Here is a 20,619-nt window from a genome sequence, read left to right on the forward strand (position 1 = left end):
AAGGGGAATCGGATCGATGATGCCACGGCCACCGTCGCCTACACTGCCAGCCCATGCTGACGATGCCGACGGGCCGCACCATCATCCACTGTCGGGCCTGCGGCACCAAGGTCGACTACGTCGTTCCCGCCGATGACAACCGGCCGCGCGCCGTCTGTCCGAACTGCGGGACGATCCACTACGAGAATCCGCTCAACGTGGTGGGCACCGTGCCGGTGTGGGGTGACCAGGTGCTGCTGTGCCGCCGCGCCATCGAACCGCGCTACGGCTTGTGGACGCTGCCGGCCGGGTTCATGGAGCTCGGCGAGACCACCGCCGAAGGCGCGCTGCGGGAGACCGTGGAAGAGGCCGGCGCGCATGTCGAGCTCGAGGGCCTGTACACGGTGCTGAATGTCGTGCGCGTCGGGCAGGTCCACCTTTTCTACCGCGCACGAATGCTCGACACGCACCTGGATCCAGGCACCGAAACGCTGGAGGCGCGCCTGTTCCGAGAGGACGAGATCCCTTGGGACGAGCTGGCCTTCCGCACCGTACGGGAGACCTTGACGCGCTACTTTGCCGACCGCCGCGAGGGCCGCTTCGGCATGCACTGCGCGGACATCGCCTGATGTGATGTGGGCCCCAACGCCGCCCACGGCGTCGGTCCCCCGAGGGGACCAGTCGTCTAGGGGCGGCCCGTCGACGACTGAGGCCCCCGCCGGCAACACTACATCGGCGGCACGACCGGGCCGGTGATGCCGTCCAGCCCGCAGACATCGAGCGCAGTGGCGTCGTCCGAGGTGGTCACGCCTTCGGCATAGACCTTCAGGCCGATGCCGTGCAGCATGCGCACGGCACCCGCCACGTGCTCGCGGCGCGCATGGTCGGCCGCGAGGCCTTCGACGAAGCTCGCGTCCAGCTTGACGAAATCGAGTCCCGATTCCAGCAGCCCGGCGGCTTCGGTCAGGCGCTCCCCGGCGTGCTCGAGGCCGACACGAGCGCCCAGGGCGTGCATCTGGTTGACGAGCTCACGGACCAGCTCGATATGGCGCAGCGCGCCGTCCTCCGGCACCTCCAGCCACAGGCCCGGCGCCTCCGCCGGATAGCCTTGCAGCAAGGCTCGCAGGTTGGGCACGAAGCTGCTGTCGAGAAGGGAGCCTGGGCTGATGTTGACGGCGCGAGCCATGCCATCGCCGGCGATCGCCGTCAGGGCGAGGCGCGCTGCGACCAGGTCGATGCGGGCGGTCAGCTGGGTGCGGCGGGCCATGGGCAGCCACTGCGCCGCGGGGACCATCTCGCCACCCTCCTCCAGCTGCAGCCGCAACGGGCATTCGCGGTGCACCACGGCGCCGCGCATGTCGACGAGCGGAAACTCGACCAGCTTCGCGCGCTGGTTGGCCACCGCGCCTTGGAGCCGGTCGCGCCAGGCGTCTTCGCCCAGCACCAGGCCGTCACCGGTGTCGTCCAGCTCGACGGCATAGGCCCCTCGCGCCTCGGCACGGGCGAGCGCCTGGTCCGCGGCGGCCAGCAGCGACGACAACGGCGCACCGTGCCACCAGCGCACCGCTCCCACCACGGCGTTGGCATTGGAGTCGTGCGCCCGCAGCAGATTGCGCAGGCGTGCCGCGACGTCGACCGCCGGTTCACGCAGCGATCCGACATCCGACAGCACCATGGCGAAGTCGGAGCCGTTCAGGCGCCCGACCTCGAACGAACCCACCCTGCGGGCCGACTCGACGATGGCGGCTGCCGCTTCCTGCAGCAGGCGGTCGGTGGCGGTATGGCCGAGCTTTCGGTTCAGGCCCTGCAGGTCGGCCAGGCGCACGAGCACGATGGCCCCGCCCGCACTGCCGTCCTCGCTGCGCAAGGTCACCTTGAGCCGGCCCATGAAGTGCGCGCGGTTGGACAAGCCGGTCAGCGCATCGCAATTCGCCTGGCGCCGCAGCTGCTCGACCTGGGCCGTCTGCTCGTCGAACATGCTCTTGAGCCGCGCGACCATCGTGTTCATGGCCCGGGTGACCTCGCGCAGCTCCGGCACCACCGGCTCGCTGATGGTGATGAAGCGGCGCTCGGTGATGGCGGTGGCCTGCTGCACGGTGGCCTGCAGCGGCAACCGGATGCGGCGCACCGCCACGGCCGCCAGGCCACCCAGTGCCAGCGACAGCACCGCCAGGAAGATCGCCGCGCTGACGGCGCTCTTCCACAACTGGTCATGCGCGAAGCCGGCCTGGCTTCGCACCTCCAGCCGGCCCAGCTGCTTCCATCCATCGCTGACCTCTGCCACGCCGGTAGGCGGAGCCAGGCCCAGCCCGCTCACGAACCAGCCCGGCGCCTGGCCCGGCTTGGGATCGGCATGGCGATCGAAGAGCACGCGGCCGTCGCTGCCGGTCAGGCGGATCAGCTGGTAGTCGCCCTTGTCGAACTGGCTGGTGACGACGAGCTCCATCGCCGTCGCATCGCCCTTTTGCTGCGAAAGCGCCAGCGCGAGGAATTGCGCCGTGTCGCTGTTCTTCAGCGCGAGCTGCGTCTCGAGCACCTGGCGGGCCGAATGCACGGTGATGCCGAACGCCGCGGCGAATGCCAGCAGCAGCGTCAACGCGAGCAACAGCCAAACCTGGCGAATCAATGACATGGTCTTCCCTCGGGCATGCTTATACCTCCTCCATCGCGGGGCGCATCACGGGAAAAAGCCTTCGTCGTGCGCCTTCGCCAGCACCTGCCGCCACCGTCCCAGCCGTTCGACGGGCCCCGCTCCGCCGACGGCTACCTGGCCGACGCCCTCCCAGAGACCATCGGCGTTGAAGCTGAAAACTGGAGCCAGGTCGCCGCGCTCGCCGGCCGGGCGCAACTCCGGCACCAGGTTGTCCAGCACGACCGGATCGTCCTGGGGACGCGGGTAGTACGCCAGCACCATGTGGGGCTGAACCGCAGCACCCTCGGCCGCCCCGAGGGCCACGCGGACGTAGACCAGGCGCAGCCGCTCGGCAGGCAGCCCCATCGCGACCAGCGTGAAGTACTTGGCAATCGCGAAATCCTCGCAATCGCCGGCCCCCTGCTGCAGGGTCTCCAGCGGACTCGCCCAATGGTCCAACTCACCCCAGGTCTCGATGTCCTCGCGGTAGCGAAGGTGCTGGTTGTAGTAGGCGTTGACGGCGGCAACCCGCGACAGCTCGTCACTCCTCAAGGCGGCATCCATCGCCGCCCGCAACTCGCGCGCGGACTGTTCGGCGAGGGCGCCGCGCAGGGCCGCCGCCTGCACTATGCGTTCGGGATGCCAGGCCGGCCGCGCCAGCGACCAGTTGGCCAGCCACAGGAGGGCGACCAGGGTGAACAGGGCAGGCAAGCGGCGCATCGCAGTGATGTCGGCCGAACAGCCGCCAGCTTGAATGCCGGCCCGCCATCCCTCCCCTGCTGCGCCGGCCGGCAGGCCGGAATGTGGCGATCGGGCACGAAAACCACCGCTGGCGCCGGTCTTTTCCGGGCGTTGGCCCCGGCGTCACGAGGGTCGAATTTCGTTAGACTGCCGGGGGCCCGCCCAGGCGGCCTCCTCTGCTGCGCGCTGCGTATCCCACATGCCCTTTCGCCTCGTCAAGACCTCCCGCGTTTCCCATGGCCTGATGGCCACTGCCCTGGCGATGGGGGCAGCCGCTGCGGCGCCAGCGGTCGCGCAGACCCCCTCCGTCGCCCCGGCCGGGAGCGCGGCAGCGAGTCCGGAGGCCACCGAGATCCAGCGCCTGATCAAGGAAGGCCAGCACGACAAGGCGCTCAAGCTGATCGACGAGTCGCTGGCGAAGAATCCCCGCGATCCGCAGATGCGCTTTCGCCGCGGGGTCGCCCTGTCCATGCTCGACCGCAAGCCCGAGGCGCTGGCGGTCTTCCAGAAGCTGGTCGAAGACCAGCCGGACATGCCGGCGCCCTACAACAACATGGCGGTGATCCTGGGCGCCCAGGGCGACTACGAAAAGGCCCGCCAATCGCTCGAGAAGGCGATACGCACCAATCCCGCCTACGCCACCGCCTACCAGAACCTGGGCGATGTCTACGCGCAGCTGGCCAGCCAGGCCTACACCAAGGCCCTGCAACTGGACAAGGGCGACACCAGCGTCCAGCCGAAGCTCGCCCTGCTGCGTGAGCTGACGGCCGGCACCAATGCCCCCCCGCCATCGGCTCCTGCGGCGCCCAAGTCCGCTGCGAAGCCTGTGCCCGCGCCGCCGCCTGCGCCGGTGGTGGCCGCCAGCCCGGTCCAGGCCCCCAGCGTCGCGGCGGCACCGGCGAACTCCAGGCCGATCGTGGTGGCCGCGCAGGCCAGCGCCCCCGCTCAGAGGCCGGCGGCAGCCGCCAGCGTCGCAGCCGCCAAGCCGACGGCCATCCCCGCTTCCGCGCCGGCATCCGCCGCCGTTGCAGCTGCTGCCCCCAAGGCCAGCACGCCGACTTCCCCAGCGGCCGCATCCGGCAGCGCCGCCGATGTCGAGGCCGCCGTGCGCGCCTGGGCCACGGCGTGGAGCAAGCGGGACATGGCGGCCTACTACGCGGCCTACAGCCCGGACTTTCGCGGCCAGGCCGCTTCACGCAAGGCCTGGGAGCAGGAGCGCCGCGACCGCATCGCCACGCGCAAGCAGATCAAGGTGGATCTGCAGGACCTGAAGGTCGCCGTCGAAGGCGACCAGGCCACCGCCCGCTTCAAGCAGATCTACGCTTCGGATGCCCTGTCGACCACAGGCCGAAAGACGCTGCAGCTGGTCCGCATGAACGGCCACTGGCTCATCAAGCAGGAAGCCGTGGGCGGCTGACCCTGCACTCCGGCTCCAACGCCCCGTGACGAAGTCCGAAGCACACTCCTCCCCTCGCAGGCACCGCGGCGCGATGCTGCTGGGCACGCTGGGGCTGCTGGCCACGGGCTTGCTGTCGGCCACCGACTCGCGCGGTCTCGGCTGGTGGACGCCCGGGCAGGCCGGCGCTGCCGCCCATGTGGCGCCCCTGATGCGCCTGGCGGACGACGGTCCGGCAGCGGCCAGCCCGGCCCTGGCGGCCGCTGCGGCACACGGCGGCGCCGAAGCGCGGCTCATCGCCATCTACCGACTCGTCGGCGAGCAGCGCCTCGACGAGGCCTTGGCGGCGGCTTCGGCGCTGGTGCAGCAGCATCCGACCTTCCGCCTCGCCCAGCTGTTGCAGGCGGACCTGCTCGCGGCCCACGCGCGGCCGCTTTCCACCTGGGGCGGTTCGGCACCGGCCGGCGGGGGCTTGGCAGGGCTGCGCGAAGAGGCCTTGCAGCGGCTCGCCGCGCTGCGGGCCCGGCCGCCGGCGGGCGCCGTCCCGGCCGAGTTCGTGCAGCTTCCTCCCAGCGTGCCCTACGCGATCGCGGTCGATGCCTCGCGCAGCCGCCTCTACCTGTTCGAGAACGGGGCCGGAGGCCCGAAGCTGGTCGAGGACTTCTACGTCTCGATCGGCAAGCAAGGCGTCGACAAGCTGAGCGAAGGTGACCAGAAGACGCCGCTGGGCATCTACTTCACCACCACGCGGCCCGATCCACACGCGCCGCAGGACAAGCGCCTGGGCGCCGGCGCGCTGCCGATCAACTACCCCAACGCCTACGACCGCACCCGGGGCCGCACCGGCCGGGCCATCCTGCTGCACGGCGTGCCCTCGGGCAACTACTCACGTCCGCCGCAGGACAGCGACGGCTGCGTGGTGCTGGCGAACGACGACCTGCTAGGCCTGGCATCTCGCCTGCCCGAACGCGACACGCCGGTGCTGATCAGCCGCCATATCGATTGGCGCTCGCCAGAAGCGGCCAAGGCCTCGGTCGAACCCGAGTTCCGCCGCGCCTTCGAGCGCTGGAGCCAGGCTCGCCTGGCGGCGCCTCAAGCACCGGCCGCGATCACCGACACCAGCATCGTCTCCTGGAAGGACGATCGCGACCTGATGGTGGTCACCTTCCGCGAGCAGGCGGGCCCCGGCCAGCGTGACGACCACGTCATGCGCCAGTACTGGGGCCGCGAAGGCACCGATTGGCGCATCGTCGCCGAAGGGCAAGTCCACTGAGAAGAACGGGGCCCGCGGGCCCCGTTTGGCGTTCCTACTTCTTCTGCGGTGGCAGGTCGGTGCACGAGCCGTGCGCCACTTCCGCCGCCATGCCGATCGACTCACCCAGCGTCGGGTGCGGGTGGATGGTCTTGCCGATGTCGACCGCGTCGGCGCCCATCTCGATGGCCAGGGCGATCTCGCCGATCATGTCGCCGGCATGCGTGCCGACGATCCCGCCGCCGACGATGCGGTGCGTCTGCTCGTCGAACAGCAGCTTGGTGAAGCCCTCGTCGCGCCCGTTTGCGATGGCACGGCCGGAGGCCGTCCAGGGGAACAGGCCCCTCTTGACCTTCAGCCCTTGCGCCTTGGCCTGGTCCTCGGTGATGCCCACCCAGGCGACTTCCGGGTCGGTGTAGGCGACGCTCGGGATCACGCGGGCGTCGAATTGCGCCTTCGTGTCGCCGGAGGCCACCTCGGCTGCGACGTGCGCCTCGTGCACCGCCTTGTGCGCCAGCATGGGCTGTCCGACGATGTCGCCGATGGCGAAGATGTGCGGCACGTTGGTCCGCATCTGCACGTCGACCGGGATGTAGCCGCGGTCGCTGACGGCGACGCCGGCCTTTTCCGCGCCGATCTTCTTGCCATTCGGGCTGCGGCCCACGGCCTGGAGCACCAGGTCGTACAGGTCTTCGCTCTTCGTGCCATCGGTGCCCTCGAATTGCACCTTGATGCCATCGGCCGTGGCTTGCGCGCCCACCGTCTTGGTCTTGAGCATGATCTTGTCGAAGCGGCCGGCATTCATCTTCTGCCAGACCTTCACCAGATCGCGATCGGCGCCGAGCATCAGGCCGTCGAGCATCTCGACCACGTCGAGGCGCGCGCCCAGCGTCGAATACACCGTGCCCATTTCGAGGCCGATGATGCCGCCGCCGACGATGAGCATCTTCTTCGGCTGGCCGCGCAACTCCAGCGCGCCGGTCGAATCGACGATGCGCGGATCGTCCGGGAAGAACGGCAGGCGCATCGCCTGCGAGCCGGCCGCGATGACGCAATTCTTGAAGCGGATCGTCTTGGTCCCGCCGGTCTTGGCCTGGCCTTCGCCGGTCGTCTCCTCGACCTGCACATGGTGCGGATCGACGAAGCTGCCGTACCCGCGCACGACCGTGACCTTGCGCATCTTTGCCATCGCCGCCAGGCCACCAGTGAGCTTGCCCACCACCTTGGATTTGTGGCCGCGCAACTTGTCCAGGTCGACCTGGGGCTCGCCGAACGAGATGCCGAGGTCACCCATGTGGCTGACCTCGTCCATCACCGCCGCCACGTGCAGCAGCGCCTTGGACGGGATGCAGCCCACGTTCAGGCACACGCCGCCCAGGGTGGCATAGCGCTCGACGATCACCGTCTTCATGCCGAGATCCGCGGCGCGGAAGGCGGCAGAGTAGCCGCCCGGGCCCGCACCCAGCACCAGCATGTCGCACTCGATGTCCGCACCACCGGCATAACTGGCAGCCGCGGGCGCCACCACGGCCGCAGGTGCAGGCGGGGGACCGGGCGGCGGCGGTGCGGCCGGCGACGGCGGCGGACCAGGCGGAGGCGGCGCCGACGAGGCGCCTTCCGCTTCGAGCATCAGGATCGTGCTGCCCTGGCTCACCCTGTCGCCCAGCTTGACCTTGAGCTCCTTGACCACGCCGGCGTGGGTCGACGGAATCTCCATCGAGGCCTTGTCGCTCTCGACGGTGATCAAGCTCTGCTCGACCTTCACCGTGTCGCCGGGCTTGACCAGCAGCTCGATGACGCCGACATCCTTGAAGTCGCCGATGTCCGGCACTTGCACTTCGATCGTTGCCATGTGTTGTCAGCTCCCGATCAAAGTGCGATGCGACGGAAGTCCGCCAGCAGCGAAGCGAAGTAGACGTTGAAGCGCGCGGCCGAGGCACCGTCGATGACGCGGTGGTCCCACGACAGCGACAGCGGCAGGATCAACCGCGGCGCGAACTGCTTGCCATCCCAGCGCGGCTCCGTGCTGCTCTTGCATACCCCCATGATCGCCACCTCGGGCGCATTGATGATGGGCGTGAAGTAGCGGCCGCCGATACCGCCCAGCGAACTGATGCTGAAGCAGCCGCCGGTCATGTCGGCCGGGCCGAGCTTGCCGTCCCGGGCCTTCTTGGCCAGCTCGCTCATCTCCTGGCTGATCTGCAGGATGCCCTTCTTGTCGCAGTCGCGGATCACCGGCACGACCAGGCCGTTGGGCGTGTCAGCCGCGAAGCCGATGTGGAAGTAGTTCTTGAGCACCAGGGTCTCGCCGTCGAGCGAGGAGTTGAACTCGGGGAACTTCTTCAGCGCCGCAACCGCCGCCTTGATCATGAAGGCCAGCATCGTCACCTTGACGCCGGACTTCTCGTTCTCCTTGTTCAGCTGGACGCGGAAGGCCTCGAGCTCGGTGATGTCCGCGTCGTCATGGTTGGTGACGTGCGGGATGACCACCCAGTTGCGGTGCAGGTTCGCGCCGCTGATCTTCTTGATGCGGCTGAGCTCCTTGCGCTCGACCGGCCCGAACTTGGTGAAGTCGACCTGCGGCCAGGGCAGCAGGCCCGGGAAGGCGCCGCCGCCCGCTGCGGCAGGAGCACCGGCCGGAGCCTTGGCCTTTTGCGCGCCGGTCTGCTGGTCGCCGGCCATCACCTTCTTGACGAAGTTCTGCAGGTCTTCCTGCGTGATGCGGCCCTTGGGCCCGCTGCCCTGAACTTCAGCCAGCGGCACGCCGAGCTCGCGGGCGAATCGGCGGATCGACGGCGACGCATGTGGCAGCTTGCCCTGCGAAGCCGTCGGATCGTGGGCCGGAAGCGACGCAGTGGGCGCCGTCCGCTCGACCGGCGCGCTGGCCATCGGCGCGGGCGCGGGCGATGCAGCAGCGGCGGCGGCTGGGGCCGCAGGCGAGGCAGGCGCAGCGGCAGTCGAGCCCCCGGCGCCTTCCAGCACCGCGATCAGCGTGCCCTGGTTGACCTTGTCGCCCAACGAGACCTTGATTTCCTTGACGACACCCGCGTGCGAAGACGGAATCTCCATCGAGGCCTTGTCGCTCTCGACGGTGAGCAACGACTGCTCCGCCTTCACCGTGTCGCCGGGCTTGACCAGCAGCTCGATGACCGCGACGTCCTTGAAATCACCGATGTCCGGCACGGTGACTTCGATGCGGCCACCGGCCGCCGGGGCCGCGGCGGGCGACGCCGCGGGTGCAGGCGCCGGGGCCGGTGCAGCGGCAGCTGGTGCCGGGGGCGGCCCGGGCGGCGGCGGCGCCACGGCGGCGTCGGCCGACTCCAGCAGCAGCAGCAACGAGCCTTCGCTGACCTTGTCGCCCAGCCCGACCTTCACCTCCTTGACCACGCCGCCGTGCGAGGACGGGATCTCCATCGAGGCCTTGTCGCTTTCGACGGTGATGAGGGACTGCTCGGGCTTCACCGTGTCGCCGGGCTTGACCAGCAGTTCGATGACAGCCACGTCCTTGAAGTCCCCGATGTCGGGGACCTTGACTTCGACCAATGCCATTGTTCTTGTCTCCTGGGGCGCCGCGCGTCAGGCGTACAGCGGGTTGATCTTGTTGGCGTTGATGCCGTACTTCTTCATCGCTTCGGCGACCTTGGCCACCGGCACGCTGCCTTCGTCGGCCAGCGCCTTCAGCGAGGCGACGACGATGTAGTGGCGGTTGACCTCGAAGTGCTCGCGCAGCTTGTAGCGGAAGTCGCTGCGGCCGAATCCATCGGTGCCCAGCACCTTGTACGTGCGGCCCTTGGGCATGAAGGCGCGGATCTGTTCGGCGTAGTTCTTCATGTAGTCGGTCGAGGCGATCACCGGGCCGGTGTGCTTGTCCAGCTGCTGGGCCACGAACGGCACCTTCGGCGCCTCGGTCGGGTGCAGGAGGTTCCAGCGCTCGGCATCCTGGCCGTCGCGGGCCAGTTCGTTGAAGCTCGGGCAGCTCCAGATGTTCGCGGCCACGCCCCACTCTTCTTCCAGCAACTTCTTCGCGGCGATCGATTCGCGCAGGATGGTGCCGGAGCCCAGCAGGTTGACGCGCGGCGTCTTCTTCGCGCCTTCTTCCAGGAGATACATGCCCTTGATGATCTGCTCTTCGGTGCCGGGCTTGAGGCCGGGCATCGGGTAGTTCTCGTTCAGCAGGGTGATGTAGTAGAAGACGTTCTCCTGCTTCTCGACCATGCGCTTGAGGCCGTGGTGCATGATCACGCCCACCTCGTGCGCGAAGGTCGGGTCGTAGCTCACACAGTTGGGGATCGTGCCCGCCAGGATGTGGCTGTGGCCGTCCTCGTGCTGCAGGCCTTCGCCGTTCAGCGTCGTGCGGCCCGAGGTGCCGCCCAGCAGGAAGCCGCGTGCCTGCATGTCGCCCGCCGCCCAGGCCATGTCGCCGATGCGCTGGAAGCCGAACATCGAGTAGTAGACATAGAACGGGATCATCACGCGGTTGTTCGTCGAGTACGACGTCGCCGCGGCGATCCACGATCCCATGCCGCCCGCTTCGTTGATGCCCTCCTGCAGGATCTGGCCGGACACGTCTTCCTTGTAGTAGGAGACCTGGTCGCGGTCCTGCGGGGTGTACTTCTGCCCCTCGGGGTTGTAGATGCCGATCTGGCGGAACAGGCCCTCCATGCCGAAGGTGCGCGCTTCGTCGACCAGGATGGGTACGGTGCGCGGGCCCAGGGTCTTGTCGCGCAGCAGCGCGGTCAGGAAGCGAACGTAGGCCTGGGTCGTCGAGATCTCGCGGCCTTCGGCCGTCGGGTCCAGCACCGACTGGAAGGCGGACAGGTCCGGCACCGGCAGGTTTTCCTCTGCCTTCGGGCGGCGCGCCGGCAGGTAGCCACCCAGCGCGGCACGGCGCTCCTGCAGGTAGCGCATCTCCGGCGTGTCGTCGGCCGGCTTGTAGAACGGCAGCTTCGACAGCTCGCTGTCGGGGATGGGGATGTTGAAGCGGTCGCGGAAGGTGCGGATGTCGTCGTCCGTGAGCTTCTTGGCCTGGTGGGCAATGTTCTTGCCTTCGCCGGCCTTGCCCATGCCGAAGCCCTTGACCGTCTTGACCAGCAGCACCGTCGGCTGGCCCTTGGTATTGACCGCCTTGTGGTAGGCCGCGTAGACCTTCTGCGGGTCATGGCCGCCGCGCTGCAGGCGCCAGATGTCTTCGTCGCTCATCTTGGCGACCATCTCGAGCAGCTTGGGGTGCCGGCCGAAGAAATTCTTGCGGACAAAGGCGCCGTCGTTGGCCTTCATCGCCTGGTAGTCGCCGTCCAGCGTCTCCATCATGACCTTCTTCAGCAGGCCGTCCTTGTCGCGGGCGAGCAGCGGGTCCCAGTAGGAGCCCCAGATCAGCTTGATGACGTTCCAGCCGGCGCCGCGGAACTCGCCTTCGAGCTCCTGGATGATCTTGCCGTTGCCGCGCACCGGGCCGTCCAGGCGCTGCAGGTTGCAGTTGATGACGAAGATGAGGTTGTCCAGCTTCTCGCGCGCGGCCAGGCCGATCGCGCCCAGGCTCTCGGGCTCGTCCATCTCGCCGTCGCCGCAGAAGACCCAGACCTTGCGCTTGCTGGTGTCCGCGATGCCGCGGGCATGCAGGTACTTGAGGAAGCGCGCCTGGTAGATCGCCATCAAGGGACCCAGGCCCATCGAGACGGTCGGGAATTGCCAGAACTCGGGCATCAGCTTCGGGTGCGGGTAGCTCGACAGGCCCTTGCCGTCGACCTCCTGGCGGAAGTTCAGCAACTGGTCTTCGCTGATGCGGCCTTCCATGAAGGCGCGGGCGTAGATGCCGGGGGCGGAGTGGCCCTGGATGTAGAGCAAGTCGCCGCCGTGGTCCGGCGTGTCGGCATGCCAGAAGTGGTTGAAGCCGGCGCCGAACATCGTGGCCACCGAGGCAAAGGAAGAGATGTGGCCGCCGAGGTCGCCGCCGTCTTCGGGGTGCAGGCGGTTGGCCTTGACCACCATCGCCATCGCGTTCCAGCGCATGTAGGCGCGCAGGCGCTCTTCGATCTCGATGTTGCCGATGTCGCTCGGCTCGTCCTCGGGCTCGATCGTGTTCACGTAGGCCGTGGTGGCCGAGAACGGCATGTCCACGCCGTGCTGGCGGGCGTGCTCGAGCAGTTGCTCGAGCAGGAAGTGGCCGCGATCGCGCCCTTCGGTGTCGAGCACGGCAGACAGGGCGTCTAGCCACTCGCGGGTCTCCTGCGCGTCCGCATCGTTGGCGGCGGCACCCAGGAACTGTTCAGGGACGGCGGACATGGGTTTGTCTCCTCTTTAAGGCCCGCTCGGGCCGAGCTTCGGTGGGGTCGCGGCGAGTGTCGCACACGGCGATTTGATTTTCAAATGGTGGCTGGCTATTTCATATTGTGGAGTCCACGTAGAAGCCCGGACGGGCAGATCGCACGACCACGGCGATCCGGCTCCAGACCGGCCAGGACCCGGCCGCGATAATCGCGCCGATGGTCCTGGCCCGCGAACCGCTCAAACCCTCGCCTTCGCGCCTGCAGCGCCTGGTGGGCCGCTGGTGGCGCCAGCAATCGCCGGCCCGGCAGGACCGCTTCGCGACGATAGGTCCGCTGGTGTCGGTGCTGCTTTTCCTGGCCGCCATCACCGCCGCCTTCTGGTACCTGCGCAGCGAAGAGATCGACCGTGCCACCGATGCGCTGCGGCGCGACACCGAGGTCGCCCAGCAGCAGATCCGCCTGCACCTGATCGAGAACCAGGAGCAGCTCGTGCGCATCGCGCGCGAGCTCGTCACGCGAGACATCGACACCGCCGAGTTCCTCGGCCAGGCCGGCGCCTTCCAGCGCGAACGGCCGGAGGTCCGCCACTTCACCTGGATCAACTCACAGCGCCACGTGCGCGCGAGCCAGGCTGTCCTGAGCTTCAGGGGCGACGACAGCGCGGGCCCGAGTGCGGCGGATCCCTCCCTGCCCGCCGAGGGGCGCCGCAGCGAGGCCGAGTACGCCTTCATGGCTGCGCGCGACACCCGCCAACCCGTCTACTCCCGGCCGTTCACCGACGCCAGCGGACTGGCGGTCTTCCAGATCCAGGTGCCCTTGATCGACCGCAGCAATTTCGCGGGCACGCTCATCGTCGAGTATTCGGTCGAGGCCCTGGTGCGCTTCTTCGTGCCGACGGAGGTGACGCGGCGCCACCTGGTCAGCGTCCTCGGACCCGACGGCCGGGTGCTGGTCAGCACGGTCAGCTCGACGCCGGGCCAACCGGCGGCCGTGCCCTCGCTGCAATACGACCTGCCGCTGGCGCCCATGTCCAACGGCCTCACGCTGCGCGGACAGGGCTATCGCACCTCCATCGGCCTGATCGGCAACACGCTGTTCTGGATGGTCGTCGCGCTTTCGGTGCTGACCGTGTGGATGCTGCTGGGCACCTGGCGCCACATGCGGCGCAGGGCGCAGATCCAGAATGCCCTGGCGCAGGAGACCAACTTCCGCCGGGCGATGGAGAACTCGATGCTGACCGGCATGCGAGCCATGGACAAGGACGGCCGCGTCACCTATGTGAACCCGGCCTTCTGCGCGATGACCGGCTTCGCGGAGGCCGAGCTGATCGGCCGCTATCCGCCCTTCCCCTACTGGCCGCCGGACCGCATCGAGGAGAACAACCGCCTGCTGCAGCAGGAGCTGCAGGGCCGCAGCCCGGTGGGCGGCATCGAGGTCAAGGTCATGCGCAAGGACGGCTCGATCTTCGACGCGCGCATGTACGTTTCTCCGCTGATCGACCCCAAGGGCCAGCAGGCCGGCTGGATGACCTCGGTCACCAACATCACCGAGGCCAAGCGCATCCGCGACCAGCTCTCGGCCTCGCACGAACGCTTCACCACCGTGCTCGAGGGCCTGGATGCGGCCGTGTCGGTGCTTTCGGTTCAGCACAGCGAGCTGCTGTTCGCCAACCGCTCCTACCGGCTCTGGTTTGGCGCCGATGCCCGCGGCCACGCCCTGCTGGCCAACAGCTCGCCCGGCGTGCCCTACCTGCCCGAGCCGGACGAGGAGGTCGACGGGTTGTCCGGCCTGCCCACCCAGCCGCTGACCGAAAGCGGCTCGCAGCCGCGCGAGGTCTTCGTCGAGTCGCTGCAGATGTGGTTCGACGTGCGGGCCCGGTACCTGCAATGGACCGACGGCCGGCTGGCCCAGATGCTGATCGCCACGGACATCACCGCCCGCCGCCGCGTAGAGGAGCAGTCCCAGCAGCAGGCCGAGAAGGCGCAGGTCACCAGCCGCCTCATCACCATGGGCGAGATGGCGTCGTCGGTGGCACACGAGCTGAACCAGCCGCTGACCGCCATCAACAACTACTGCAATGGCATGGTCAGCCGGGTGCGCAACGGCACCATCGGCACCGAGGACCTGATCGCCGCCCTGCAGAAGACCGGCCGCCAGGCCGAGCGCGCGGGCCAGGTCATCCACCGCATCCGGTCGTTCGTCAAGCGCAGCGAGCCGCAGCGCCAGCCGGCACACGCGCGCGACATCGTCGAGGATGCGGTCGAGCTGGCCGGCATCGAGCTGCGCCGGCGCAAGGTGTCCATCCACACGTACGTCGCGCAGCGCCTGCCGATGCTGCACGTCGATCCGATCCTGATCGAGCAGGTGCTGCTGAACCTGCTCAAGAACGCGGCCGAGGCGATCGACAGCGCGCACCTGGCCAACTCGCGCCGGCACATCGAGCTGCGCGTGGTGCCGCGCCACACGCCCGAAGAAGGCGGCGTGATCGAGTTCAGCGTGACCGACATGGGCCCCGGCATGAAAGAAGACGTGCTGGCCCGCCTGTACGAAGCCTTCTTCTCCACCAAGGCCGAAGGCATGGGGATCGGCCTGTCGCTGTGCCGCTCGATCATCGAGTCCCACCGCGGCAGGATTCGGGCCCAGAACCTCTACAATGGTGGGTCGGTCACCGGGTGCCGGTTCGCCTTCACCCTGCCTGTCGACCTCTCCCAACGTGCCGAAGCCGCGCCGGTGCCTGAAGTGCCGGACGTGGCCGCCGCCTCGAACCCGAACGCCTCCGCCTCATGAGCCTGATTCCGAAGAAGGGTACTGTCTATGTGGTCGACGACGACGAGGCGGTTCGAGACTCACTCCAGTGGCTGCTCGAAGGCAAGGACTACCGGGTCAAGTGTTTCGACTCCGCCGAGTCCTTCCTGTCCCGCTTCGATCCGCGCGAAGTCGCCTGCCTGATCGCCGACATCCGCATGGACGGCATGAGCGGACTGGAGCTGCAAGACCGGCTGCTCGAGCGCAAGAGCCCGCTGCCGGTCGTCTTCATCACCGGCCATGGCGACGTGCCGATGGCCGTCACCACGATGAAGAAGGGCGCGATGGATTTCATCGAGAAGCCCTTCAAGGAAGACGAGCTGGTCACCCTGGTCGAGCGCATGCTGGACCAGGCCCGGGTCGCCTTCTCGCACTACCAGGAGCAGGCCAGCCGCGATGCCCTGCTGTCGCGCCTGACCACCCGTGAAGCGCAGGTGCTCGAGCGCATCGTCGCCGGCCGGCTCAACAAGCAGATCGCCGACGACCTGGGCATCAGCATCAAGACGGTGGAGGCGCACCGCGCCAACATCATGGAAAAGCTGAACGCGAACACCGTGGCCGATCTGCTCAAGATCGCGCTGGGCGCCTCGCACAAGGCCTGAGCCCGCGAGGCCGGAACTTCGTCACGCTCTCCGACACTTCCAATCAACGGGGCCTTCGCGGCCCCGTGAACATTTGAGCAACGGGGCCCAAGGCCCCGTTGGCGCTTCTGACCAAGGATCCTCATCATGACCGCCCAACTGATCGATGGCACCGCCCTGTCGCGCCAGCTGCGCGCCGACGTCGGCCGCCGCGCGGCAGCGCTAACGGCCAAGGGCCACCAACCCGGACTGGCCGTGATCCTGGTCGGAGATGACCCGGCCAGCGCCGTCTACGTGCGCAACAAGGTCAAGGCCTGCCAGGAACAAGGCCTGCACTCGGTCTTCGAGAAGTACGAAGCCACGCTGACCGAAGCGGAGCTCCTGGCCCGCATCGAAGCCCTGAACGAAGATCCCGCGATCCACGGCATCCTGGTGCAGATGCCGCTGCCGAAGCACATCAATCCGCAAAAGGTGATCGAGACCATCTCGACGAAGAAGGATGTCGATGGCTACTCGGTCCTTTCCGCGGGCGAGACGATGACCGGCCTGCCCGGCTTTCGGCCGTGCACGCCCTACGGTTGCATGAAGCTCATCGAAAGCACGGGCCAGAAGATCGCCGGCAAGCACGCGGTGGTGATCGGGCGCAGCAACACGGTGGGCAAGCCCATGGCGATGCTGCTGCTGGGCGCCAACGCCACCGTCACCGTCTGCCACAGCGCCACGCCGGATCTGGCCCATCACACGCGGCAGGCGGACATCGTGGTGGCGGCCGTGGGCCGGCGCAACGTCCTGACGGCCGACATGGTCAAGCCGGGTGCCGTGATCATCGACGTCGGCATGAACCGCAACGACGAAGGCAAGCTCTGCGGCGACGTGGATTTCGCGGGAGTGAGCGAGATCGCCGGCTGGATCACGCCGGTGCCGGGCGGCGTCGGCCCCATGACGATCACCATGCTGCTGGTCAACACCATCGAAGCCGCGGAACGCCGCGCCGGCATCTGAGTCAGTCCATCACTGCCCCACGGGAAACGAGATGAACGCGAACCCCTTGCTCCAGTTCGAAGGCCCGATGGCGTATGACGCGATCCGGCCCGAGCATGTCACGCCGGCCGTCGACGAACTGCTTTCCGGCGCCAACGCCGCGCTGGAACGCGTGGTCGGGCCGGAGGTGCCGGCCGACTTCGACGCCATGTCCGCGGTGCTGGCGGTCGCGACCGAGAAGCTGGCCCGCGCCTGGGGGGCGGTGAACCATCTCAACCACGTCGCCGACACGCCTGAGCTGCGTGCCGCACACGCCGGGAACCTCGCGCGAGTGACGGAGTTCTACACCCGCCAGGGCAGCGACGAGCGCCTGTACGCCAAGTACCGCGCGGTGGCCGCCAGCCCGGGTGCAGCCTCCCTCAGCGCACCGCGCCAGCAGGCCCTGGCCCACTGGCTGCGCGATTTCAAGCTCGGCGGCGCCGACCTGCAGGGCGAAGCCAAGGCGCGCTTCGCCACCCTCCAGGACCGCATGGCCGAGCTGTCGCAAGCCTTCTCCAACCACGTGCTCGATGCCACCGACGCCTTCGCCTACTACGCGACGGCCGAAGAGCTCGTCGGCGTGCCGGCCGACGTGGTGCAGGGCATGCGCGAGGCGGCCGAGAAGGACGGTCAGGCCGGCCACAAGATCACCCTGCACTTCCCCAGCTACTTCCCCGTGCTGCAGTACGGCAGCCATCGGCCGCTGCGCGAGAAGCTCTACGCGGCCTACGTGACCCGCGCCTGCGAGCAGGGCCCGCCGGAGCTGGACAACTCGCCGATCATGGCCGAGCTGCTCAGCCTGCGGCAGGAGGAGTCGCAGCTGCTCGGCTACGCGAACTACGCCGAGGTGTCGCTGGCCAGCAAGATGGCCCGCACGCCGGCCGAGGTCATGGCCTTCCTGCGCGACCTGGCGCACAAGGCCCGCGCCAGCGCCGAGCGCGACCTGGCCGAGCTGCGCGAATTCGCCGCGCGCGAGCTCGGACTGCCGGATCTCCAATCCTGGGACATCGCCTACGCCAGCGAGAAGCTGAAGGAGGCCCGCTACGCCTTCAGCGACCAGGAGGTCAAGGCCTACTTCCCGCTGCCCAAGGCGCTCGACGGCTTGTTCAAGATCGTCGAGACGCTGTTCGACGTGGCGATCCGCCCCAGCCAGGCCCGCGTCTGGAACGAGTCCGTTCGCTTCTTCCGCATCGAGCGGGCCGGAGAGCTGGTGGGCGAGTTCTACCTCGATCCCCACGCCCGCCCAGGCAAGCGCCCGGGTGCCTGGATGGACGACGCGCGCGAGCGCTGGCGCCGTCCGGACACCGGCCGCCTGCAGACGCCCATCGCGCATCTCGTGTGCAACTTCGCCGCTCCGGTGGGCGACAAGCCCGCGCTGCTCACCCACGATGACGTCATCACCCTGTTCCACGAATTCGGCCATGGCCTGCACCACCTGCTGACGCAGGTGGACGACCTCGGCGTGTCGGGCATTGCCGGTGTCGAGTGGGATGCGGTCGAGCTCCCCAGCCAGTTCATGGAGAACTTCTGCTGGGAGTGGGACGTCCTGAAGCACCTCACCGCCCATGTGGAGACGGGTGAGCCGATGCCGCGCGCCCTGTTCGACAAGATGCTGGCGGCCAAGAACTTCCAGAGCGGCCTGCAGACGCTGCGCCAGGTGGAGTTCGGTCTGTTCGACATGCGGCTGCACACCGAGGCCGACGCCCCGCAGCGCGTGCAGGCCATTGCGGACGAGGTGCGCCGCGAGGTCGCGGTCATCATGCCGCCGCCCTTCGCGCGGAACTCGCACACGTTCTCGCACATCTTTGCCGGCGGCTACTCGGCCGGCTACTACAGCTACAAGTGGGCCGAGGTGCTGTCGGCCGACGCGTTCAGCGCCTTCGAGGAGGAAGGCGTGCTCAGCCCGGACACCGGCCGCCGCTACCGCAGCGAGATCCTGGAGGTCGGTGGCAGCCGGCCGGCCCTCGAGAGCTTCAAGGCTTTCCGCGGCCGCGAGCCCAGCATCGATGCTCTGCTGCGGCACCAGGGCATCGCCGCCTGAGGCCGGCCTCTGCCGCCACCGAGTTCCGCTAGATTCGCCTTCACTCCCTGGACCCCACCCGACTGCCATGAAGTTTCTTCGCCCCACCCTGCTCGCCACCGCCGCCCTGCTGGTCCTGTCCGGTCCGGCGCATGCGGTCTACAAGGTCGTCGGCCCGGACGGCAAGGTCACCTACACCGACACCCCGCCCGTCGACAGCAGCGCCAAGGTCAAGCCGGTGGCCGTGGGAGCCGGTGGTGGCGGTGCGCCCAGCCTGGTCGGCCTGCCTTTCGAGGTTCAGCAGGCGGCCGGCAAGTACCCGGTGACGCTGTACACCAGCAAGGATTGCGGGCCCTGCGACAGCGGGCGGCAGCTGCTGCGCCAGCGCGGCATCCCCTTCGCCGAGAAGACGCTGAACAACACCAGCGCCGACCAGGCCGCACTGCAGCGGCTGGCGGGCACGACGAATGTCCCGGTCCTGGCCGTCGGCCAGCAACAGGTGAAGGGCCTGACGCCGGGCGAGTGGCACAGCTACCTCGACGCCGCCGGCTACCCGAAGGAGAACAAGCTGCCGGCCAGCTACCGCCAGCCGCTGCCGACGCCCTTGCTGACCATCGTCGAGCCCACGCCGGCGAACGCCGCTGACGCCGCCGCCCCGTCGCCCAACGACACGGCCCCGGCCCGGCCGGCCAGCGGCCCGAACATCCGCTTCTGATTCCGCGGCGTCAGCCCGGCGCCGGTTCTATGCGCCGCGCCGCGAGCTGCGCGCCCAGCACCAGCGAACCCATGAGCCACAGGGGCGCGGCGGGCACGGTGAGCGCCGCCAGAAACCCGAAGCCCGAGGGCATGACGATGGTGGCGCCGTTGGTCACCAGCATGCGCAAGCCCAGGGCCTGGCCGTGGCGGTCCGAAGGCGTCACCTGGTGCAGCATCGAAAGAATCATCGGCTGCACCGAGCCGAGCGCCAACCCGAGCAGGGCCGAGCCGGCCAGCATGCCGGGCACACCCGGCAGCCACGGGTAGACGACGCACACAGCCGTGGCCAGCGCCATCGCCCGGCGCAGCGCCCGTCGCTCTTCGAGGTGCTCGGCCCAGCGCGAGATGGCCAGGCGCACCAGCGTCGCCGCCACCGCAAAAGAGCCGAGGATCAGGCCGATGCTGGAGGCGCTCAGCCCCCGCGCATGGCCCAGCACAGGCACGGCAAAGGTGTGCGCATCCCAGCAGGCGGACAGCGCCAGATTGACCAGCAGCAGGCGCCGCAGCGAAACCATTCGCAGCAGGCCCCAGGCGGTGCGCGGGCGGCCGCGGCTGTCTTCTTCGGCCGCTCGAGGAGCGGTCACCACGGCGCGCGGAACCTGCCGACCCAGCCACCAGGCGATGGCCGGCAGCAACAGCGCAAAGACGAAGCCTGCGCGAAAGCCCACGTGGTCGATCAGCAGGCCGACGATGATCGGCGCCAAGGCGTTGGACAAGGCCGGCCCGAGCGCTATCCAGCTGAACACCCGCTTCAGGTCGCTGGGCTCGCGCGCCAACAGGCCGGCCTCGCGCTGTATGCCCACCGCTGCCACGGCCACCGCGCCGCCCGTGGCCAGCGCCGCAAAGGACAACGCCACCGGATGCTGGCTCAGCACGGCCGCCGCTGCGCCGACGGCCCCCATGGCCACACCCACCGCCAGGGGCCGATGCAAGCCGTGGCGGTCGGCCAGGCGCCCGGCCCACAGCGACAAGCCCAAAGGCGCGACCGCAAACAGCGACAACAACGCGCCGACCGTCCACTCCGGGTAGCCCTGTTGCAGCACCAGCAGGCTGGCCGTCACGCGGGTCGCCGCCATGGCGGCGTGAACGCAGATCAGTGCACCGACAGCTGCCCGCAGCGTACGGCGCGGGTCGGCCGGCGAGACGGTGTCGGGCTGGGGATTGGTCAACC

14 protein-coding genes are annotated in these 20,619 nt (G+C 68.8%); 8 read left to right on the plus strand and 6 right to left on the minus strand.

Going from position 1 to position 20,619, the window contains the following annotated elements:
* Positions 1-53 precede the first annotated feature (53 nt).
* On the plus strand, positions 54-608 hold the full coding sequence (locus ACS5PM_RS19245) for an NUDIX hydrolase (protein WP_439389290.1): 555 nt from the start codon (positions 54-56) through the stop codon (positions 606-608).
* A gap of 98 nt (positions 609-706) precedes the next feature.
* Here ACS5PM_RS19245 and ACS5PM_RS19250 read toward each other — a convergent pair whose 3' ends face one another.
* Both ACS5PM_RS19250 and ACS5PM_RS19255 read right to left on the minus strand, forming a co-directional pair.
* Positions 707-2,611: a bifunctional diguanylate cyclase/phosphodiesterase gene (locus ACS5PM_RS19250; RefSeq protein WP_439389291.1), complete on the minus strand. Its 1,905-nt coding sequence runs from the start codon at positions 2,609-2,611 to the stop codon at positions 707-709.
* A 45-nt stretch (positions 2,612-2,656) separates the two neighbouring features.
* Complete coding sequence (locus ACS5PM_RS19255) at positions 2,657-3,331, minus strand: transglutaminase-like cysteine peptidase (protein ID WP_439389292.1); 675 nt, start codon at positions 3,329-3,331, stop codon at positions 2,657-2,659.
* Positions 3,332-3,551: 220 nt separating this feature from the next.
* On the opposite strand from ACS5PM_RS19255, the gene ACS5PM_RS19260 reads away from it, so the two are divergent.
* Positions 3,552-4,769, plus strand: a complete 1,218-nt coding sequence (locus ACS5PM_RS19260) for a YybH family protein (protein ID WP_439389293.1) — start codon at positions 3,552-3,554, stop codon at positions 4,767-4,769.
* Positions 4,770-4,794: 25 nt separating this feature from the next.
* A complete protein-coding gene (locus ACS5PM_RS19265; protein ID WP_439389294.1) occupies positions 4,795-6,021 on the plus strand; it encodes a L,D-transpeptidase family protein in 1,227 nt (408 codons plus the stop codon).
* 34 nt (positions 6,022-6,055) lie between these two features.
* On the opposite strand, the gene lpdA is transcribed toward ACS5PM_RS19265, so the two are convergent.
* From lpdA to aceE, 3 genes are read right to left on the minus strand one after another with little or no spacing between them, the layout of a single operon-like run.
* Positions 6,056-7,852, minus strand: coding sequence for a dihydrolipoyl dehydrogenase (gene lpdA / locus ACS5PM_RS19270; RefSeq protein WP_439389295.1), 1,797 nt, complete (start codon positions 7,850-7,852; stop codon positions 6,056-6,058).
* Positions 7,853-7,869: 17 nt separating this feature from the next.
* Positions 7,870-9,549 carry a dihydrolipoyllysine-residue acetyltransferase gene (aceF, locus tag ACS5PM_RS19275; protein WP_439389296.1) on the minus strand — a complete coding sequence of 560 codons (1,680 nt, stop codon included), beginning with the start codon at positions 9,547-9,549 and terminating at the stop codon, positions 7,870-7,872.
* Positions 9,550-9,576: 27 nt separating this feature from the next.
* The gene (gene aceE, locus ACS5PM_RS19280) at positions 9,577-12,282 is read right to left on the minus strand and encodes a pyruvate dehydrogenase (acetyl-transferring), homodimeric type (RefSeq protein WP_439389297.1); all 2,706 of its coding nucleotides are present in this window, start codon (positions 12,280-12,282) and stop codon (positions 9,577-9,579) included.
* Between the two features lie 200 nt (positions 12,283-12,482).
* On the opposite strand from aceE, the gene ACS5PM_RS19285 reads away from it, so the two are divergent.
* The 5 genes from ACS5PM_RS19285 (at position 12,483) to ACS5PM_RS19305 (ending at position 19,407) form a co-directional block, all read left to right on the plus strand.
* Complete coding sequence (locus tag ACS5PM_RS19285) at positions 12,483-15,053, plus strand: PAS domain-containing sensor histidine kinase (RefSeq protein WP_439389298.1); 2,571 nt, start codon at positions 12,483-12,485, stop codon at positions 15,051-15,053.
* Positions 15,050-15,673, plus strand: coding sequence for a response regulator transcription factor (locus tag ACS5PM_RS19290; protein WP_439389299.1), 624 nt, complete (start codon positions 15,050-15,052; stop codon positions 15,671-15,673). The genes ACS5PM_RS19285 and ACS5PM_RS19290 overlap by 4 nt, the downstream gene beginning before the upstream one ends.
* Before the next feature lie 126 nt (positions 15,674-15,799).
* Complete coding sequence (gene folD, locus ACS5PM_RS19295; protein WP_439389300.1) at positions 15,800-16,654, plus strand: bifunctional methylenetetrahydrofolate dehydrogenase/methenyltetrahydrofolate cyclohydrolase FolD; 855 nt, start codon at positions 15,800-15,802, stop codon at positions 16,652-16,654.
* A gap of 31 nt (positions 16,655-16,685) precedes the next feature.
* Positions 16,686-18,713, plus strand: coding sequence for a M3 family metallopeptidase (locus ACS5PM_RS19300; RefSeq protein WP_439389301.1), 2,028 nt, complete (start codon positions 16,686-16,688; stop codon positions 18,711-18,713).
* A gap of 67 nt (positions 18,714-18,780) precedes the next feature.
* Positions 18,781-19,407: a glutaredoxin family protein gene (locus ACS5PM_RS19305; RefSeq protein ID WP_439389302.1), complete on the plus strand. Its 627-nt coding sequence runs from the start codon at positions 18,781-18,783 to the stop codon at positions 19,405-19,407.
* A 10-nt stretch (positions 19,408-19,417) separates the two neighbouring features.
* Here ACS5PM_RS19305 and ACS5PM_RS19310 read toward each other — a convergent pair whose 3' ends face one another.
* Complete coding sequence (locus ACS5PM_RS19310) at positions 19,418-20,617, minus strand: MFS transporter (protein ID WP_439389303.1); 1,200 nt, start codon at positions 20,615-20,617, stop codon at positions 19,418-19,420.
* Positions 20,618-20,619 lie beyond the last annotated feature (2 nt).

This window comes from Ideonella flava (assembly GCF_051857595.1).
Lineage (GTDB): Bacteria > Pseudomonadota > Gammaproteobacteria > Burkholderiales > Burkholderiaceae_C > Ideonella.

Bases quoted from the DNA above. Each gene is read 5' to 3' on its own strand.
- ACS5PM_RS19260 (WP_439389293.1), top strand. From the start codon at position 3,552: ATGCCCTTTCGCCTCGTCAAGACCTCCCGCGTTTCCCATGGCCTGATG.
- ACS5PM_RS19250 (WP_439389291.1), bottom strand. From the start codon at position 2,611: ATGTCATTGATTCGCCAGGTTTGGCTGTTGCTCGCGTTGACGCTGCTG.
- folD (WP_439389300.1), top strand. From the start codon at position 15,800: ATGACCGCCCAACTGATCGATGGCACCGCCCTGTCGCGCCAGCTGCGC.
- ACS5PM_RS19245 (WP_439389290.1), top strand. From the start codon at position 54: ATGCTGACGATGCCGACGGGCCGCACCATCATCCACTGTCGGGCCTGC.
- ACS5PM_RS19285 (WP_439389298.1), top strand. From the start codon at position 12,483: ATGGTCCTGGCCCGCGAACCGCTCAAACCCTCGCCTTCGCGCCTGCAG.
- ACS5PM_RS19300 (WP_439389301.1), top strand. From the start codon at position 16,686: ATGAACGCGAACCCCTTGCTCCAGTTCGAAGGCCCGATGGCGTATGAC.
- ACS5PM_RS19255 (WP_439389292.1), bottom strand. From the start codon at position 3,331: ATGCGCCGCTTGCCTGCCCTGTTCACCCTGGTCGCCCTCCTGTGGCTG.
- ACS5PM_RS19290 (WP_439389299.1), top strand. From the start codon at position 15,050: ATGAGCCTGATTCCGAAGAAGGGTACTGTCTATGTGGTCGACGACGAC.
- lpdA (WP_439389295.1), bottom strand. From the start codon at position 7,852: ATGGCAACGATCGAAGTGCAAGTGCCGGACATCGGCGACTTCAAGGAT.
- aceE (WP_439389297.1), bottom strand. From the start codon at position 12,282: ATGTCCGCCGTCCCTGAACAGTTCCTGGGTGCCGCCGCCAACGATGCG.
- aceF (WP_439389296.1), bottom strand. From the start codon at position 9,549: ATGGCATTGGTCGAAGTCAAGGTCCCCGACATCGGGGACTTCAAGGAC.
- ACS5PM_RS19305 (WP_439389302.1), top strand. From the start codon at position 18,781: ATGAAGTTTCTTCGCCCCACCCTGCTCGCCACCGCCGCCCTGCTGGTC.